This window comes from Enterobacter sp. UNJFSC 003, from assembly GCF_036903355.1.
Classification (GTDB): Bacteria; Pseudomonadota; Gammaproteobacteria; order Enterobacterales; family Enterobacteriaceae; genus Enterobacter.
In genome coordinates this window covers 58,395-74,910 of record NZ_JBAKHK010000013.1, presented here as the reverse complement: position 1 = coordinate 74,910, position 16,516 = coordinate 58,395, and the positions used below count along the sequence as shown (strand labels likewise).

The following is a 16,516-nucleotide window of genomic DNA, read 5'->3' as shown; positions in this document are numbered from 1 at the left end:
GTTATTCCTGATTAACTCATTAATCCTTTTGGGTTTTTGTCACTCGACTGCCCAAATTGCGTAATATTGTTGTAAGCCACTTCACCAACGCCGGTGATATTCAGCACCGTCGGGCTGCCGTCGAGCGGAATGCGCACGTTATTCACCACCCCGCCGACCTCAACCGGTACCGTGGTTTCCTCGGTGTCCGTTACCACGGACAGAGTGTATTTCCCCTCTTTCAAGCCCAGCTTCTCAGGGTCAATAGTGAAATCCACCGTCCCTTTTTCCTGCTTGCCCAGCTCGATTTTGGTTTCGTTGCCGCTTTCATCTTTCACAATCACGGTCACGGTGTTGGCGGCGTGCTCCAGCGTCAGGCGGCCATCAATGTTGGTGCTGCCATCCGTTTCAACCGTGTCGGTCTGAACCATCACTTTTTGCCCCACCAGATTGCCTGTTGAAAGGGTCTGGAGGTTGTCCATCAACACCGCGTTATTCGCCATCAGCTTCGACATCGTCTCCATGGACTGCACCTGGGTCAGCTGTGCGAGCTGGCCGACATACTCCGTACCGTCTGTTGGATTTAAGGGATCCTGGTTTTGGATCTGCGCCACCAGCAGCTGCATAAACAGGTTGTTCATGCCCGCCGCGGTGTTGTCATTCGCCGTCACACCGCTGTCGTAGGTGGTGTTACCGGATTGAGTGGATACTCCCTGCACGCTCATCAATTACGCCTCGCCAAGACGCAGCAGGCTCTGCTGCATGCTTTTTACATTGTTAAGAACGTCGACGTTGGTTTCGAAGTTACGCGACGCTGACATCATGTCTGCCATCTCTTCCACCACGTTGACGTCCGGATACCAGACGTAACCGTCCGCATTTGCCATTGGGTGATGGGGTTCATAGCGCTGCACTGCATTGCCCGACGAGACCACATCCAGCACCTGTACGCGCGCGCCGGTCAGCGCTTTGTCGCTCATCAGCGAGTCGTTTTGATAAACGGCGGCAAAAACCGGGCGGCGTGCTTTGTACACATTTCCCTCATCCACCGCCGGGGTTTCGGCGTTGGCGAGGTTACTGGCGATGGTATTCAGCCGGACAGTTTGCGCCGTCATTGCCGAACCCGAGACGCGGTAAATATCGCTAAATGCCATTTTTAATCACCTGATTCAATTACTTACCTTCAATTGCTTTTTTCAGCCCGGTGAATTTCATATTCAAAAACGCCAGGCTCATCTGGTAGTCCTGCACGTTTTTTGAGAACTCAGCCTGCTCCACATCCAGCGCAACGGTGTTGCCGTCCGAGGAGGGTTGGTAAGGCACGCGATACATCTCCTGCGGCGTAGACCCGGGAAAGAAATCCCGCTGCGAACGTTGCATCTCCGCGGCAAAATCAATATCTTTAGCCTGGAAATTGGGGGTATCGACGTTAGCCAGATTTGCTGAAAGCAGTTCCGCCCTGGAAAGTCGAAGTGCTACAGCCTGCGGATGAACGCCCAATGCCTTATCAAAAGTAATACTCACCACTCACTCCTTTCTGATGATGGACACCTGCGATAGTCCGTGTTGCTACAGCATTCAAAGCAACTATCGTGCCAGGTTTACAACACCATGAATTTAATAAGATTTTCATCAAAACCCATCCTGAAAAGGAAAGGGCTTTTCCGCCTGAAGGTTTCAGCGATATTCATCGCTGTGCTTGCTCTACCGGCACACGCCCAGCCAGAGCCTTCTACCGCGCGCAAACAGGTTTATGTCCGCGTTCAGCAGCAGGCTGCTGACGCCATCCGACAGGAAGCGGAACGACATCGCTGGGAGGACTACCAGGCAAAACTGAACCTGTTTATTCCTTCTGAGATTTCGCAGTACGCCCCATGTCCCGCGCCGCTGAGCCTGAGCATGCCGGGCGGTGAACATCTTGATTTACGCCGACTGCGTTTTGAGGTGCGCTGCGAGGCCGGAAACGGCTGGGAAGTAGCGGTGACGGTTAAGCCGGATATTTATCTCAAGGTATTGATGGCAAAAGAGACGCTGGAGCGCGGCCATGTGCTTTCCGCTTCCGATCTCACACGCCGAAAATTCAATATCAGCAACCTGCGTAGCGGCTACCTCACTCGCCCGGACGACGCGGTGGGCTTGACCCTGAAGCGCCGGGTCCGAGAGCTGCAACCCATAAGTCAGAGCCAGCTTGATTCACCGGTAATGGTGGAGCGCGGCCAGCGGGTGATGATGGTCGCCATCCAGGATGGCGTCGAAGCCCGCACGATGGGGATCGCCAGTAAAAAGGGGCGAAAAGGCGAGATGATTAAAGTGAAAAATGAAAGCAGCGAGCGTGAAGTCACCGCCATGGTGGTGGATATGGGCATCGTCAGAACCGGCTTTACATCCGGTCGATAAAAAAATGACGCCCTGTTTAAGTTTTTGCGCTGATGCGTCGCTTTATCCTGACAAGGCGCCAGGAAAGCTTTTTTCCGTTTGACATCCCCAGGCGAAAACGACCAATAAAAATTCCGAAGATGGAGTACCGCGATGAAAGTGACCTCTACCCAGTACGCAATGACAAGCGCAGTCAATCAGGCCAGCTCCACGACCCCGACGCGCACCGCAGGCACTGAAGAGATGAAAACCACACGAACCGCAGCCATCGACCCCGTTCTTGGCGATGCCCAGACCCAGCTGGCAGCGTTGCCAGAGGTTGATATGGCGCGCGTTGCCAGTATGAAAGAAGCGATTGCGAACGGCAAAATCAGCGTTGATGTCGACTCGCTGGCCATCGCGATTGAGAAATATTATCAGAGGTAACAATGAGTAACGCCGCACAGTGCGTAAAACAGCTGGTTCAGGGTATGGTAGAGGATCGTGAAACCTACACTAGCCTTAAGACGCTCCTTGCCGACCAGCGTCAGTGGCTAATCGCACGCGATGCAGCAAAGCTGGACGAGCTAAACCCGCAGCTCATCTCACACTATGAGACGTTGTCGCGCAACAGCAAGCAGCGCTATCAGCTGCTCACCCAGCTCGGTATCCCTGTCGGCACGCCCGGCCTGCGCACGCTTTTCTCCCGCCTTCCTGCCCATCATCAGAAGCAGCTCAACACGCTCTGGGATTCACTTGAAAAGGTGGCAGCGGAGTGCAACGCGCTCAACGACAGTAATATTGCCGTGCTGTCGATGCAGCAGGAGATCCTGCAAAACTTGCTGAATATTAGCGAGCCGGAAAACTGGCTTTACGAGCAAAGTTGAGTAGGTGTGCTATTGAGGGAAATAAGAAATATGCCTTTAAAAATTAGCAATAAAACGCGCTGCGTCGGTTTTTTAATGGAGACCTCTTTTCACTACGACGTCTATATCAATATTATCACTGCCCTTATAAATAAAGGTGTTTTATGTGACATTATTATTAACGACATCATAGAAGCTGAATATGTTAATAATATGGTGAATTTCCTGGGAACAGTTAATGTTCCGGGTCTTCGCTTCATGCTTTTGTCTTCAGTATTAAAACATCAAAAAGTCTACAGTTGCCTTGTTACGCCTTATTACCTTCCCTATGCTGAGAAAATTTCCCGGATACATGTCCGTACGGTTTATGGCTTGGCTAAAAATGAATGGAATCATGCGGCGTGGAATGCAAAATATGATTATATTTTATGTTACAGCCACTACACGGCAAGAGCGCTGAACCTTGCAGCTCAAGTTAAAGTAGTTGGAAACCCTCGCTTTGATGCCTGGCATAACAAAAAATATTCGCAGGAGTTACCTTCTCACATCTCGTTAACGCCCAAAAAACCTACATTGCTTTATGCCCCAACTTATGGAGAATTAAGTTCTTTACCTCATTGGGTAGAAAAATTAGGTCGACTGAGCAGCGAATACACCATTATCTGCAAGCTACACCACGGTACGCTGTACAGAAAAGAAGAACAACAAAACCTTAAAGCCGCCAGACGCTTCTTAAAGAATATTGTCACGGATAATACGTCGACTTTTGCACTACTTGACTGCGCAGACTATGTCATCAGCGACAACAGTGGTTTTATTTTTGATGCTATAAATGCGGAAAAGCGGGTGATTTTGTTGAGCTGGGATAAAATGGGCGACTTGCTGACAAAAAATAAATCTTTCAGCACGAGCGAAAGCCCCGAGCAACAGATTCGAAAACTCCTTCCTGACGCTCGTGACATGGCCGATCTCCGAAACTTCCTCTCTGAAGACTATCCTTGGCATGAAAATGCCTCCGACCTGAATTTCATCAGAACGGAATACTGCGATGCCTTTAATGATGGAAACGCAGGTTTACGCGCGGCGGAAATTATTGATGAGGCGACTTCAGCGTAATCCTGTCGATCCTGATTACGGAAAACAATCATGAAAACGATTATTACATTCGGTACTTTTGATGTCTTCCATATCGGCCATCTCAACATCTTGCGACGTGCCAGAGCGCTGGGAGACCGGCTGGTTGTCGGCGTGTCCTCAGACGCGCTTAATCTGCATAAAAAGGCACGCCTTCCGGTCTATCTTCAGGATCAGCGAATACGCATTATTGAGGAGTTAAAGTGTGTCGATGAGGTTTTCCTTGAGGAGTCACTTGAGTTAAAAGCAGATTATATCAGGCGCTTCAACGCACAAGCGCTGGTGATGGGAGATGACTGGAGAGGGAGATTTGATCACTTTTCCCCGCTATGTGACGTTGTTTATCTGACGCGAACCCCCACGATATCCACAACGTCAATTATCGAAACGATCAAGCAGAATTAAGGCGGCACAGGCCGCCTTGAGTTATATCAACGATAATCCACACAGCAAGGTATAATCGGCCGTATTCACCACATCCTCCCCCTGCATCGCCTGCTTTTGCCAGGCATACCATGCGCTGAAAAGCGCAATAAACTCATCCTCTGTCATCTGGTCATTATCTTCCATCCACATCGCGCACAGCATCTTAATCTGGAAGAACTGACGCGTAAGCGACATCAGGGACTCACCGTAATTGGTGGCGTCCGGACCCGGGAAGAACTCACCATACAGCTTATAAATCAGCAGGTTACGCAGGATGTATGATTTTTCCTCCAGCAGCGTGACTGGCGTCGCGTCCAGCTCACGCAGACGATCCTGCAGTCTTGCAGGCTCCATCACCGCAAGCTCGCTGAGCTTCAGCATCATCATCATTTTTTGCATCGGCGGGAGATTCAGGTTGAGGCGCATCGCCCCCATTTCACCCAGCGCCTCAATGCGGTTCACCTCAATGGGCGGCAGCATTGCAAGCTGATCGTTAAGGATGCCGCCTTCAGCCAGTTGGGAAAGCTGTTCGCCCATCGTCACCAGCTGCTGTGGATCACATTGCTTTTCATCCACATAGCGTTGCGCTTTGCTCAGCAGCACGCCTATGGCATACAGACTGCTTTCCAGCGTCAGCGCCGGTTGCACCGCCATGTTAATACACTGCTGGTTTAAGGTTTCTTCCCACAGGTTAAGATCGCTTTCATCTGCGGACTCGATCTCGCCGCTGTGGAGCATAAAGGCGTCCGGATTGAGCAATATCGCGCGCGCGGCGCTTTCGCATGCCGCGTTAAGGCTGTCGCGCTGCTGTTTGCCCACCGTCATGCTCACGTACGGCCAGTTTCCTGCTGCAGTCCGGCAGGCAGGGCACTGACAAGCTTCTTCACGAGTCCGGAAACGGACAACAAATTCAGGTTGATAATGTTCAATTAATTCCATTTGGACAGCTCCAGCCGCGGCAATGGCGGCGTTTGTCATTGAAAATTCTTACGGAAAAACCAGTGAGTGCAGTCGATAACGCCCCCACCCGCGGGATCGTTTATCTCAGGTAAAAATGCGAAACTCGGCTGCACCCCCAGCCAGCAGTGCGACTGCATTTGCGCAGGCCAGCAGTCATCAAGGCTGTTCGACTGCCGATAGTGGTCTAGAAGCGTGGGGATATAATTTCCGTTTACCGCATAGGCGCAGCCACAACCGCCCTCCAGCACGCGCACGACGCCGGGCAGCGCCTTGAGCGGCGAAATGCGATGATAGCGAGCGCCCAGCAAGACCACCTGCCAGTCGATGTGCGGCAAGCGGGTCAACAGCTGGTTGACCGTTTTCAGGGACATCTCTTTACGTACAAACTTCACCGACGCATCCAGCAGAAGCACGCTACGCCACTGCTCGCGCTGCGCCTGCTCAAGCACCTTGCAGTGTGTTTCAAGCTCGCCATGTTGCGGGTCAGTCGCACAGGGCACCAGCTGGTCGCCCTTCAGCCCCAGCGCGACCAGCGCCTGCATCTGAGCGGCAAGCACCTCGGTATGTTGCGGATCGTACATCACCGCCACCTTGTCAAAGGCCCGCCACTCAACGGACGCACTCAGCGGAGCCTGACTTAACCGCCGATAGTGGTTCAGCAAGTTCCGGTCGCTAACGAAATCTTCCAGCGTCAGGTCAACAGGCTTTGAAGAGCCCAGAACGAAATCTTTATCGTAGGTATTTGCGCTGTGTGAAATGCAAAGGATCGCCTGGCGCGGATCGATCTGCTGAACGGGAGCCGTAAAGTTGTTCAGAAACGCCTGTTCTTCCGCAAGCACGGCGTTGTCTTCATAGCGATGATTTTTCAGGAAGTTGCGGTGATAGCCGAATGTCCCGTTGAGCGCATGACGCTCACCAAATGCATGCGTCTGGTAGATTTTATCCAGATGGCTGTACCAGATATAAATCGTGTCGCTACCGGAAAAAAGGGCGTTATTTTCCTGCATCGCCGCGACCTGCGCGCTGAGTTTATTCGGCGGATAGTAATCATCGTCATCGAAACAAATGATGTAATCGCCCTTCGCCATCTCGTTAAGCATGTTGCGCTTTTTACCCAGATCGAGCCGCTCGGGACTGTGAACATAGCGCACCGTGCAGAGCGCAGGGTCGACCATCATGGCGATCAGATCTTCGTTACTGTGTTCTGAGTCATCGAGGATCACCAGCTCGCGTTTGTCGGCCGGATAGTCCTGATACTGAAAGATGTAGAGCAAATAAGGCAGAAACGCCCGGCGATTCCAGGTGGGGCACACCACGCTGACGAACGGCGTCGCGTGCGTTTTTTTTTGCTGCTGGCGTTTGAGCAGCGTCTGCATCAGGTTGGTTGTCATGTTATCGCTGCCGCTGCGCCTGCTGACGCCGAAGCCAGCACTGGGCCGACAGCGCATCCGTTGTTTTTTGATCGCGACGCTCATTCGCCAGGCGCTGCGCGCTGCGGCGCTCTGCCAGCACCCACTCCAGGCTTTTCTCCTTGCGAGATTCGGCCAGCAGGTTGCTCTGCAGTTTCTGAGCCTCCACGTTCGCCAGGGCTTGCTCCTGCTTTTGCCAGTCGATCACGCGTTGAATATGGCGCTTGTACACCGACTGATTGCAGAGCATGGTCGCCCCACCGGATAATGCCTCCGCCTGGCTGGTCACCAGAGTCGTCAGCGCATGAATATTTTTGTCCAGCCGCTGACATAATTGCTGCTGGGTCGCCAGTTTCGCGCTGAGGTCCTGCACCGAGCGGTTACGCATCAGGTGCAGCTGTTCAAGCGTGTTAATGATTTTTTTCATCGTTCATTATCCTGCCTGAGCCAGTACATTCAGGTCGGCAATGGTTTTGTCGATCGGCGCCGCATCCTGCACTTCCTGCTGCAGAAAACGGGTTATTGCCGGAGAGAGATTGACCGCTTTATCCGCCATGGGGTCGGCTCCCGCCACATAGCCCCCCAGCGGGATAAGAGGTTTAATACTTTGATATTCAGCATAAAGCTGCTTAAGTGTACGGGCGGAACGTTGATGATCGCGCTGCGTTACCTGGCTCATACAGCGGCTGATAGACTGCCCGATATCGATAGCCGGGTAGTGTCCGGCTTCCGCCAGATGGCGCGACAGCACGATGTGCCCGTCCAGCACCGCGCGCGCGCAGTCCACGATCGGATCCTGCTGGTCATCACCTTCTGCAAGCACCGTATAAATGGCGGTCATTGAACCGCTGCTTTCACTATTTCCCGCGCTTTCAACCAGCCTTGGGATCAAACCGAATGCCGAGGGCGGATAGCCTTTCGTCGCAGGCGGCTCCCCCAGCGAGAGCGCGATTTCGCGCTGCGCCATCGCATAGCGGGTGAGGGAATCAACCAGCAGCAGCACGTCTTTGCCTTTGTCCCGGTAATAGCTGGCGATGGTGTGGCAAAGTTCAGTCGCCTTAATGCGCATCAGCGGCGATTCATCCGCAGGCGCGGCGACGATGACCGATTTCTGACGTCCGGCCTCGCCCAGCGAATGGTCGATAAACTCTTTCACCTCGCGCCCGCGCTCGCCGATCAACCCCACCACCACCACGTCTGCCTGGGTGTAGCGGGTAATCATGCCGAGCAGCACGCTTTTCCCCACGCCGCTGCCCGCCATCAGCCCCACGCGCTGCCCTTTGCCAATGGTTAGCAAGCCATTAATCGCCCTGACGCCTACGTCCAGCGGTGCCTCTACCGGCCGTCGCTTCAGGGGATGTACCTGAGGCAACTGCTGCGGCAGCATGGTGTCACCGGTCAGCTTGCCCCGTTCGTCAATCGGCTCGCCCAGGCCGTTAACCACCCGTCCCAGCCATTGATCGCCAATCAGCACGCCGCCTTGCTTGTCCAGCGGATAGACGCGCGCGCCGGCCATAAGTCCGGCTGGCTGCTTAAAGGGCATCAAAAAAGTGACATCGCGATCAAAGCCCACCACCTGTGCCTCAATAAACTCACCTTCATCCCCTTCAATCTGACAAAGCTGCCCAACGGCCAGGCGACAGCCTACGCATTCAAGGAGGATCCCCGTCACGCGCACCAGCCTGCCCGCCACGCGCGCAAGGTTAATGTTTTCCAGCGATCGTAAAACCTGTTCGAAATCGGTATCACTCATCATGCGCTTCCGGCAGCAGATTGGCTTTAAGGGCATCCATACACTGGTCGAGGCGATGCTGACATCCAACGTCCATTTCGGTGGTATTGGTTACGACGCGACACTCGCCTGGAGGGAGATCGGGATCCGCCGTCAGCCCCCACTGCGCCACCTTGTCAGGCTCCGCTTCGCTGATGCGGCGATGCTCGTCGCTGTTCAACAGCACTTTGACCTGCTCTGGCTGTTGCGGTAACGCGCTCAGCGCCTCTTCCACCAGAGTGAGAATTTGGGTTGGATGAAGGGACAGCTCGCAGCGAATCACCTGACGGGTGACCTTTTCCACCAATTGCAAAAGCTCTTCCCGGCGGCGCTGTTCGTAGTTCGCTATGAACGCTTCCATCGATGCAATAATGCTGTCGAGCGGGTGAGCTGCGTCCAGAAATTGCTGACGCGCCTGCACTTTGCCCTCAGAGCGTCCTTTGCGAACGCCCTCGTCAAATCCGAGCCGCAGCCCTTCCTGATAGCCTTCGCTTTTACCCTCTTCCAGACCTTGGGCAAAACCGCTGTTCAGTCCATCCTGAAAGCCTTGCTGAAGCTGAGTCTGAAGGGCGGCATCGTCCATAACGCCCTGCGCGTCGTCAGGCCGACTCTGTACCGTGCGGCGCTTACGCAGTGGCGGAAACTTATGCAGACGGGGCTTAATCACCGCCTGTCGGCTAGAGGTCAACGCACTTAAGGGTATGCTCTGTTTTTTATACATGGGTTACTCCATGGTTTGCTCGGCAAAGAGCTGTACCTGAATTTCGCCCTCTTCGGCCAGCTGGCGCACCGTAGCCATGATCGCTTTACGCACATGATCAACCCGGCTAACCGGGACAGGCCCCAGACGCGTCGTGGTAGATTGCAGCAAGGTCACCTGGCGTTTTGGCATGACGTTGAAAATGGCCTGACGCAACACCGGCTCGGTGCCTTTCAGCGCTATTGCCCACTCTTCAATAGAGATTTCGTCCATCAGACGCTGCAGGGTGGCAGGCGTCTGACGACTGAGAATGAAGAACTCGTACATCTCTTGCTCAAGCTCATCCACCACGTCGGCATCACGCTCGCGCAGCTGTTCAAGCAACTGCTGTTGATTGCCGGGAATACGGTTAACAATGTTCGCGGCATGCTTAATACCGACCACTTTCGAGCCATGTTCGGAAAGTACCGCCACGCCCCGTTCAACCAGCCTGTCCAGTTCGTCAATCACGTCGCGGTTGACGTCATCCAGACGCGCGATGCGCCAGACGATTTCGTCCTGCCGTTCCGGCGATAACGCGCTGAGCACCCCTGCGGCCACCTCCGGTGGCAGGAAGGCCAGGAAAACAGCCTGGAGCTGAAGATGCTCCTGCTCGATCAGGGCCGCCAGCTGCGGAACATCAACCCACTGCAGCCGCGCCATACGGTGGCGAATTTCATCACCGTAGATACCGTTAATGACGCTGCCAGCAATTTCCCCGCCCAGCGCTTTCTCGAGAATACCGCGCAGATAGCTGCGTGACGCGCCGTTGATTCCGCTCTGTTCGCGATAATCGTCGAAAAAGTTATTCATTGCGTAACGGACGTGATCAACCTTAACGCCGTGCAAACGCGCCATGGTATCGCTCAGCAGGATCACCTCATCGCGGTTCATTTTCTGCATCACTTTGGCCGCGGCTTCTTCCCCGACGCTGAGCAACAGAATAGCCGCCTGTTCCAGCCGGCTGCGCCCCGTTTTTGCGCCACCTTTACTGCTATTACTTGCTGTCAGTTCGCTCATTGCTGTTGATCCATTGTTTCAGTACTTCGGCCATACGTTCAGTTTCGTTTTCGGCCAGCATTTGCAGGTATTCGACCTTGGTTTCCAGGCCAGAGCTTTGCGGTGGCAATTCCGTATCCTGGTTGAATGCAGGTCCCGGCAGCCCTGCCAGACCCGCCTCAGTGGTCACCAGATCGTTCTCAATCGTGTCAGAACCTTCAATGGCGACACGTTCGTTTTGTTCACGACGGCCGTAGCGCTGCATGAGCGGGCGCAGACCAAACAGCAGCGTGAGCAGAATCAGCATGCCGATCCCACCGTTTTGCCCCCAGTACTGAATGTTCGGATCTTGCCACCATTTCAGCTCCGGCAAGCCGTCAACCGTTCGCTCCACGAAGGTGAGCCTGTCCAGCGTCAATGAATCGCCGCGCGATTTTTCGATCCCGGCGGCATCCTCCACGAGCCTGGTCAGCGCGGTAAGCTGTTCAGGGGTCATACTGCTCAGCGGCGCTGCCGCCTGATTGAGAGCCACCGCCACGCGCAGCTTTTCTAGCTTGTATCCCGGATGGCGGATATGGCGAATATCACGATCGAAGGCGTACTTGCGCTGTTCCTGGCTACGGCTGGAGAGGGAGGACGGAGTGCTGGCTTGCGTCTGCGCGGTCTGCTGATTTGCTGCTGTCGGCGGTGTTACCGGCGATGCAGGTTGATTAACAGGGCGGTTGCTCAGTGAACCGGGGATCCCGATGGCCAGTTCATTGGTGGTGTTTTCTCGCGAGATGTTTTCATCACTGATTTGCGGCTCTTTGCCCAGGCGCTCCTGCGTCTCCTCGACGCTGCTCATGTCGACGCTGGGCGTCACGCTGATGCGGAAGTTATCGCTACCAAACAGCGGGGTGAGCAAGCCAGCAATATTGTTGATCGTTTCATTTTTGATTCGTTCGATAACATCGCGGCCCTGGCGAATACTCGCCATATTGCTTCCGTTCTGCACGCCGTTTTCTGACAGCAAATTCCCCGCCTGATCCACAACGCGCACGCTGGCAGCCTGCATGCCCGGTACACTTCCCGCCACCAGCTGGACAATAGCGGCAACCTGTTGCTCATCCAGCTGCTTGCCGTAGTGCAGCTGAAGCATCACTGAGGCGCTGCTTTGCGGCTTGTTCGTCATAACGAAAGAGCTGGATTCACTTAAGCCAAGATGAATTCGCGCGTTTTCAACCGGATCCAGCGCCATAATGCTGCGGGCAAGCTCGCCCTCCAGGCTGCGCTTATAACGAACATTCTGGACAAACTGGCTACTGCCGAGCATCTCGTCTTTATCCATCAGCTCGTAGCCATCCGGCATCACGGCCGTGATGCCTTTTGCCGCGAGCGCCATTCGCGCTCGCGGCAATTTATCTTCCGGGATCAGGATCTGACCATTATCAGGATTGATACGGTAGGCGATCGACTCGGCTCCCAATACCTCAACAACCTGCGCCACAGGCAGTTTCTCCTGGCTACCATATAGCGCAACGTACCCCTGATTACTGCGCCAGAGCGAAAACACGATCGCCCCCGTCAGCAGCACCGCGCCTGCCGCAATGAGCCATTGCGGTTTAATGCGGCTTTCCGACAGGGATAATGCGGAAAACTTATCTTTTAACTTTGTTAGCACGAGGGAAACCTTACAGCGGAGTATTCATCACTTCGTCGAGCGCAGTGGTGAGTTTGTTACGCACCTGCATCATGGCGGAAAACGCCACGCTGGCTTTTTGCGATTCGATCATCGCCCCGGCAAGGTCGTCACTCTGGCCCAGTTCGATGGCTTTTTGTCTCGCACCAGCGGCATGCTGCAACGCATCGACATTGTCGATAGCGTTATTCAGAACCTGCGAAAAAGAGGGTTGAGCCGTCCCCACCACGGCGGAAGAAGAATCACCTGGCGCAATACGTGTGGGATTGCTCAGCGCGCCCGAAGAGGCAATGGCAGCCGTGTGATGCATTCTTTCCAGCAATGCTTGCTGGCTGGCGGGCATACCGATAGCGGTAATTTTGTCCATAGCGTTATTCTCAGGCGTGCATTATGAGTAGGATTCGATATCGATACCTTCTTCGCGCATCGACGCGAGTCGGTAACGTAAAGCACGCGGTGTAATACCCAGAAAAGCAGCGGTTTTGGACTTATTGCCGTTATGCCGTTTCAGTAATTCAATAATGTACTGATATTCCGCCATCCGGCCATGGAGTTTGACGTTACCCCGCGCAGTGGAAGCTGGCTGCTGCTCTCGGTAGGCAGGCATCAAATCGACCGCCGAAACGGAGGGCGCAGGGGTGAGCACAGGCAAGCCAAAGTCTTTCGCGGCGATCTCTTCCCCGTTGCTCAGGATCATGCCGCGCTGGATAACATTCTCCAACTCGCGCACGTTTCCCGGCCAGTTATAGGCCAACAGCGCATGGCGGGCGTCATCGCTTAAGCGGATATTGCCTTTGTGGAAGGCTTTATATTTTGCAATAAACCGCATTGCCAGTGGAATAATATCCGGGCGACGTTCTCTTAATGGGGTAATATGAATAGGGACAACGGAAATACGGTAAAAAAGATCCTGACGAAAACGCCCTTCGGCAATTTCTTGCTGCAAATCTTTATTGGTCGAGGCCACCAGGCGAATATCCAGAGGGATTTTTTTATGGCTCCCCAGGCGTTCAACCTCCTGCTCCTGCAACACGCGCAGTAATTTCGCCTGTAGCGCCAACGGCATATCACCAATTTCATCCAATAACAGCGTTCCGCCATTAGCCTGCTCAAATTTACCGGCGACGCCCGTTACTGCTCCCGTGAATGCACCTTTTTCATAACCAAATAAAATGGCCTCCAGCATACTTTCTGGAATGGCTGCGCAGTTTACTCCCACGTACGGCGCATCGGCGCCCAAAGCATTATCGTGGATATAGCGTGACACACACTCTTTGCCTGTACCCGTCTCACCAGTAATAAGTACCGATACATTATATTTTGCTACGCGGCGTGCTAATGAAAATACATTTATACTTTCAGGCGCACTCGCAACGAATCCATTTTCATTACGGACTTCATGTTCAACAACAATACTCATAACAATTCACCAACATTTAAGCTAATTGTTAGCTGAAGCGTATACGGCCCGATACGCCGTTTCTGACGTACATAACAAGGCAAGTATTCGATATGGATTAATTGAATTAGCCGCATGTCTTTTCAATACGGAAACTCATCACTTTCGCGCATTATAACGGTGCGTTAGGAATTGTCTTGTTTTTATTGGGTATTAAAACTTTAATCTTTATTTTTCATATGGTTAGTAAAGAAATTAATGTCGATTAATCATCCTGAAATAACTAATTAATAATCTTTAGCGTCTTGATTACCGTCTTTAAACAGCGTCTAATTCATATCCCTTATAAAGCCCACACAGGAAAGGACTTTATGAGTCGGTAACTAACTCACTGACTAAAGCGACACGGTGAAACAGAACTTAAATATTTCCTGCCAATAAGCAAATTTCTTGTATACAAAATTTCATTATGGCAATTGTTATGCGGAAGACCCTATGTCAGCAGCTCCACAGAGAATAAAAATCTACCAGCGTCAGGCACTCCCCGATATGGTAAAGCTCGACGTGAGCAAACTTGGACGCCCATGGCATAAGCTTCCTAAGTTAATGAATGACAGTTTCGATATACTCGATTCACGGTTAAGCATTTATTTTCTTAAAAAATTGCGCGTGAACGTTGCATTAAAATCAATGAGCTTTGCTATCGATCAGCACTATAAAAACACACAACTCTTTTCGACATCCTTCGGATCCATCGCATTCAGTATTGAACGGGCATTGTTATTACAGATCCTCCACGATTATTACGGTCTGGGGAAAGAGAGTCGTCATAAATCGCTCGACATTGATCAGCCTGTGACGAAAACAGAAGACCGACTAAAAAATAAAATTGGTTTGGATCTGACCCGGCTTCTTATCGATGAGACGATGTTCGGCCAGGACATTGAAATAAAAAGTGATAACACCACGGTCATTAATCAATGGTCATGGTGCGTCACCTTCATGCTGGAAGGGTATGAAGAAGGCAGTTTTACGCTGCTCTTTGATAATGCTCATGTGGATCAGATGCTGGCAACGCTGCGCTCGCCAGCCCATGACCCACACACCCGTCGGCAAACATCGCCCACGCAGTCGCAGATTGAACGTCTGTTTTACAGCATGCCCCTGAAGTTCAGTGGCCATGTTACTAGCCTGAATTTGACCGTTGCCCAGCTCGCAAAAATTAAACCTGGCGACATTATTCCGGCCAATATTAACGAAAATATTCCGGTCTATATCGGTAAAGAACAGATTTTTGACGCCAAAATCGCTGAAGATCGCGGCAAGTTATTACTCTGTGAATTTAATGACAGAACCATTGAGAAGCATTATGAGTGACCAGCAACAAGACCTGAGCCAGTCCCTGGATTTTGGCGACCTGAATCTCGGAGAGATGCCACGAGAAGAGACCGTTGAGGGCAATATTCGTCTGGATTTACAGGCGGAACCTGAATCGACTTCCGGTATTGACGATCTGCGTAAAATGGCGCTGTTTAGCCGTATTCCGGTCACGCTGACGCTGGAAGTCGCCTCGGTTGACGTCACCCTGGCCGATCTGCTCACCGTTGGCCACGACTCGGTCATTGAGCTCGATAAAATGGCCGGTGAGCCCCTGGACATCAAGGTAAACGGCATTTTGTTTGGCAAAGCCGAAGCCGTCGTGCTGAACGATAAATACGGGCTACGTATTCTGGAGTTCAACAGCAATGAGCTGGGCGAGCTGACGCCATGATTGCCCGCCTTCGCCCTGCTCTGCCCTGGCTGCTGCTGGGCGGTTTGCTCTTTTCTCCGCAGCTGCTGGCTGCCAATGGCGACATCACGCTCTTCAACTCGGCCACGACCGAGGGCGGTCAGGATTACAACGTTAAAATTGAAATCCTGATCCTCATGACGCTCCTGGGCCTGCTGCCGGTGATGCTGATGATGATGACCTGCTTTACGCGATTCATTATCGTGCTGGCCATTTTGCGCCAGGCGCTGGGCCTGCAACAAAGTCCGCCCAACAAAATCCTGACCGGGATTGCCCTGGCGCTCACGCTTTTAGTGATGCGCCCGGTGTGGACCATCATTTATCACGACGCTATCGTGCCGTTTCAGAGTGACGAAATCACCCTGAAGCAGGCGTTTGGTAAGGCAGAAGTGCCGCTGAAGCACTTTATGCTGGCACAGACCAGCAATAAAGCCATGTCGCAGATGATGACGATTGGCGGCGTGACCGGCGATCCAAAAGATCAGGACTTAACGGTCGTAACACCAGCCTATCTGCTGAGTGAGTTAAAAACGGCCTTCCAGATTGGCTTTATGATTTACATCCCCTTCCTGGTTATCGACCTGATTGTCGCCAGCATTTTGATGGCTATGGGGATGATGATGCTCTCACCTCTGATTGTCTCGCTGCCGTTCAAACTGATGCTGTTTGTGTTGTGTGACGGCTGGACATTGATCGTGGGTACCTTGACCTCCAGCGTGCAGGGAATATAGCGATGGTCACGATGGATATCGCCGGGGACATCATGGCCACCGGCATTAAGCTGGTTCTGATTATTTCCGCCGTCGCAATTGTACCCAGCCTGGTCGTCGGCCTGTGCGTCAGTATCTTTCAGGCGACAACACAAATTAATGAGCAAACGCTGAGTTTCCTGCCCCGCCTTCTGGTGACGCTGGCAGTGTTAATTATTGGCGGCAAATGGATGCTCACCCAACTGGTGGATTTTACCGTCAATATTTTTCAGCAGGCTGCGGCACTGGTGGGCTAGCGGGCT

The 16,516-nt window shown here is 52.8% G+C and carries 21 protein-coding genes; 9 read left to right on the top strand and 12 right to left on the bottom strand.

Annotated elements, in window-relative coordinates; all coding sequences use genetic code 11:
• Positions 1-11: 11 nt before the first annotated feature.
• From flgD to flgB, 3 genes are read right to left on the bottom strand one after another with little or no spacing between them, the layout of a single operon-like run.
• Entirely contained in the window at positions 12-704 is a 693-nt protein-coding gene (gene flgD / locus V5P19_RS20380) for a flagellar hook assembly protein FlgD (RefSeq protein WP_334406922.1), read from the bottom strand.
• Positions 705-707: 3 nt separating this feature from the next.
• Positions 708-1,133 (bottom strand): flagellar basal body rod protein FlgC, encoded by a 426-nt coding sequence (gene flgC, locus V5P19_RS20375; RefSeq protein ID WP_334406920.1) that lies wholly within the window; start codon positions 1,131-1,133, stop codon positions 708-710.
• 19 nt (positions 1,134-1,152) lie between these two features.
• Positions 1,153-1,503 (bottom strand): flagellar basal body rod protein FlgB, encoded by a 351-nt coding sequence (gene flgB, locus V5P19_RS20370; protein WP_194515436.1) that lies wholly within the window; start codon positions 1,501-1,503, stop codon positions 1,153-1,155.
• Between the two features lie 87 nt (positions 1,504-1,590).
• Here flgB and flgA point away from each other — a divergent pair, with 87 nt between their 5' ends.
• The 5 genes from flgA to V5P19_RS20345 all read left to right on the top strand — a co-directional run bounded on the left by flgA (position 1,591) and on the right by V5P19_RS20345 (position 4,739).
• Complete coding sequence (gene flgA / locus V5P19_RS20365; protein ID WP_334406916.1) at positions 1,591-2,376, top strand: flagellar basal body P-ring formation chaperone FlgA; 786 nt, start codon at positions 1,591-1,593, stop codon at positions 2,374-2,376.
• Between the two features lie 132 nt (positions 2,377-2,508).
• Positions 2,509-2,781 (top strand): flagellar biosynthesis anti-sigma factor FlgM, encoded by a 273-nt coding sequence (gene flgM / locus V5P19_RS20360; RefSeq protein ID WP_334406914.1) that lies wholly within the window; start codon positions 2,509-2,511, stop codon positions 2,779-2,781.
• Between the two features lie 2 nt (positions 2,782-2,783).
• On the top strand, positions 2,784-3,221 hold the full coding sequence (locus V5P19_RS20355; protein WP_334406912.1) for a flagellar protein FlgN: 438 nt from the start codon (positions 2,784-2,786) through the stop codon (positions 3,219-3,221).
• Positions 3,222-3,251: 30 nt separating this feature from the next.
• Entirely contained in the window at positions 3,252-4,316 is a 1,065-nt protein-coding gene (locus tag V5P19_RS20350) for a CDP-glycerol glycerophosphotransferase family protein (RefSeq protein ID WP_334406909.1), read from the top strand.
• Positions 4,317-4,346: 30 nt separating this feature from the next.
• Positions 4,347-4,739 (top strand): adenylyltransferase/cytidyltransferase family protein, encoded by a 393-nt coding sequence (locus tag V5P19_RS20345; protein WP_334406907.1) that lies wholly within the window; start codon positions 4,347-4,349, stop codon positions 4,737-4,739.
• Positions 4,740-4,760: 21 nt separating this feature from the next.
• Here the strand turns inward: V5P19_RS20345 and V5P19_RS20340 are convergent, their stop codons facing one another.
• From V5P19_RS20340 to V5P19_RS20300, 9 genes are read right to left on the bottom strand one after another with little or no spacing between them, the layout of a single operon-like run.
• Positions 4,761-5,699 (bottom strand): hypothetical protein, encoded by a 939-nt coding sequence (locus V5P19_RS20340; RefSeq protein WP_334406905.1) that lies wholly within the window; start codon positions 5,697-5,699, stop codon positions 4,761-4,763.
• A gap of 35 nt (positions 5,700-5,734) precedes the next feature.
• Entirely contained in the window at positions 5,735-7,111 is a 1,377-nt protein-coding gene (locus V5P19_RS20335) for a glycosyltransferase family 2 protein (RefSeq protein WP_334406903.1), read from the bottom strand.
• Position 7,112: 1 nt separating this feature from the next.
• Positions 7,113-7,556 carry a flagellar export protein FliJ gene (fliJ, locus tag V5P19_RS20330; protein WP_334406901.1) on the bottom strand — a complete coding sequence of 148 codons (444 nt, stop codon included), beginning with the start codon at positions 7,554-7,556 and terminating at the stop codon, positions 7,113-7,115.
• A 6-nt stretch (positions 7,557-7,562) separates the two neighbouring features.
• A complete protein-coding gene (gene fliI, locus V5P19_RS20325) occupies positions 7,563-8,882 on the bottom strand; it encodes a flagellar protein export ATPase FliI (protein ID WP_334406985.1) in 1,320 nt (439 codons plus the stop codon).
• On the bottom strand, positions 8,875-9,621 hold the full coding sequence (gene fliH / locus V5P19_RS20320; RefSeq protein WP_334406899.1) for a flagellar assembly protein FliH: 747 nt from the start codon (positions 9,619-9,621) through the stop codon (positions 8,875-8,877). Before fliH ends, fliI begins: the two co-directional genes overlap by 8 nt.
• Positions 9,622-9,624: 3 nt before the next feature.
• Entirely contained in the window at positions 9,625-10,659 is a 1,035-nt protein-coding gene (locus V5P19_RS20315) for a flagellar motor switch protein FliG (protein WP_334406897.1), read from the bottom strand.
• Positions 10,637-12,298 (bottom strand): flagellar basal-body MS-ring/collar protein FliF, encoded by a 1,662-nt coding sequence (gene fliF / locus V5P19_RS20310; protein WP_334406894.1) that lies wholly within the window; start codon positions 12,296-12,298, stop codon positions 10,637-10,639. Before fliF ends, V5P19_RS20315 begins: the two co-directional genes overlap by 23 nt.
• A gap of 10 nt (positions 12,299-12,308) precedes the next feature.
• Positions 12,309-12,683, bottom strand: a complete 375-nt coding sequence (gene fliE, locus V5P19_RS20305; protein WP_334406892.1) for a flagellar hook-basal body complex protein FliE — start codon at positions 12,681-12,683, stop codon at positions 12,309-12,311.
• Positions 12,684-12,704: 21 nt separating this feature from the next.
• Positions 12,705-13,736: a sigma-54 dependent transcriptional regulator gene (locus V5P19_RS20300; RefSeq protein WP_334406890.1), complete on the bottom strand. Its 1,032-nt coding sequence runs from the start codon at positions 13,734-13,736 to the stop codon at positions 12,705-12,707.
• 474 nt (positions 13,737-14,210) lie between these two features.
• On the opposite strand from V5P19_RS20300, the gene V5P19_RS20295 reads away from it, so the two are divergent.
• The 4 genes from V5P19_RS20295 to fliQ are packed head-to-tail and all read left to right on the top strand — an operon-like array spanning position 14,211 to position 16,510.
• Positions 14,211-15,092: a FliM/FliN family flagellar motor C-terminal domain-containing protein gene (locus tag V5P19_RS20295; protein ID WP_334406888.1), complete on the top strand. Its 882-nt coding sequence runs from the start codon at positions 14,211-14,213 to the stop codon at positions 15,090-15,092.
• A complete protein-coding gene (locus V5P19_RS20290; protein ID WP_334406886.1) occupies positions 15,085-15,486 on the top strand; it encodes a FliM/FliN family flagellar motor switch protein in 402 nt (133 codons plus the stop codon). Before V5P19_RS20295 ends, V5P19_RS20290 begins: the two co-directional genes overlap by 8 nt.
• Entirely contained in the window at positions 15,483-16,235 is a 753-nt protein-coding gene (fliP, locus tag V5P19_RS20285; protein WP_334406884.1) for a flagellar type III secretion system pore protein FliP, read from the top strand. Before V5P19_RS20290 ends, fliP begins: the two co-directional genes overlap by 4 nt.
• Positions 16,236-16,237: 2 nt before the next feature.
• Positions 16,238-16,510 carry a flagellar biosynthesis protein FliQ gene (gene fliQ, locus V5P19_RS20280; protein WP_334406882.1) on the top strand — a complete coding sequence of 91 codons (273 nt, stop codon included), beginning with the start codon at positions 16,238-16,240 and terminating at the stop codon, positions 16,508-16,510.
• Positions 16,511-16,516: the final 6 nt, after the last annotated feature.

Bases quoted from the DNA above. Each gene is read 5' to 3' on its own strand.
- flgD (WP_334406922.1), bottom strand. From the start codon at position 704: ATGAGCGTGCAGGGAGTATCCACTCAATCCGGTAACACCACCTACGAC.
- flgC (WP_334406920.1), bottom strand. From the start codon at position 1,133: ATGGCATTTAGCGATATTTACCGCGTCTCGGGTTCGGCAATGACGGCG.
- flgA (WP_334406916.1), top strand. From the start codon at position 1,591: ATGAATTTAATAAGATTTTCATCAAAACCCATCCTGAAAAGGAAAGGG.
- flgM (WP_334406914.1), top strand. From the start codon at position 2,509: ATGAAAGTGACCTCTACCCAGTACGCAATGACAAGCGCAGTCAATCAG.
- V5P19_RS20355 (WP_334406912.1), top strand. From the start codon at position 2,784: ATGAGTAACGCCGCACAGTGCGTAAAACAGCTGGTTCAGGGTATGGTA.
- V5P19_RS20350 (WP_334406909.1), top strand. From the start codon at position 3,252: ATGCCTTTAAAAATTAGCAATAAAACGCGCTGCGTCGGTTTTTTAATG.
- V5P19_RS20345 (WP_334406907.1), top strand. From the start codon at position 4,347: ATGAAAACGATTATTACATTCGGTACTTTTGATGTCTTCCATATCGGC.
- V5P19_RS20340 (WP_334406905.1), bottom strand. From the start codon at position 5,699: ATGGAATTAATTGAACATTATCAACCTGAATTTGTTGTCCGTTTCCGG.
- V5P19_RS20335 (WP_334406903.1), bottom strand. From the start codon at position 7,111: ATGACAACCAACCTGATGCAGACGCTGCTCAAACGCCAGCAGCAAAAA.
- fliJ (WP_334406901.1), bottom strand. From the start codon at position 7,556: ATGAAAAAAATCATTAACACGCTTGAACAGCTGCACCTGATGCGTAAC.
- fliI (WP_334406985.1), bottom strand. From the start codon at position 8,882: ATGAGTGATACCGATTTCGAACAGGTTTTACGATCGCTGGAAAACATT.
- fliH (WP_334406899.1), bottom strand. From the start codon at position 9,621: ATGTATAAAAAACAGAGCATACCCTTAAGTGCGTTGACCTCTAGCCGA.
- V5P19_RS20315 (WP_334406897.1), bottom strand. From the start codon at position 10,659: ATGAGCGAACTGACAGCAAGTAATAGCAGTAAAGGTGGCGCAAAAACG.
- fliE (WP_334406892.1), bottom strand. From the start codon at position 12,683: ATGGACAAAATTACCGCTATCGGTATGCCCGCCAGCCAGCAAGCATTG.
- V5P19_RS20300 (WP_334406890.1), bottom strand. From the start codon at position 13,736: ATGAGTATTGTTGTTGAACATGAAGTCCGTAATGAAAATGGATTCGTT.
- V5P19_RS20295 (WP_334406888.1), top strand. From the start codon at position 14,211: ATGTCAGCAGCTCCACAGAGAATAAAAATCTACCAGCGTCAGGCACTC.
- V5P19_RS20290 (WP_334406886.1), top strand. From the start codon at position 15,085: ATGAGTGACCAGCAACAAGACCTGAGCCAGTCCCTGGATTTTGGCGAC.
- fliP (WP_334406884.1), top strand. From the start codon at position 15,483: ATGATTGCCCGCCTTCGCCCTGCTCTGCCCTGGCTGCTGCTGGGCGGT.
- fliQ (WP_334406882.1), top strand. From the start codon at position 16,238: ATGGTCACGATGGATATCGCCGGGGACATCATGGCCACCGGCATTAAG.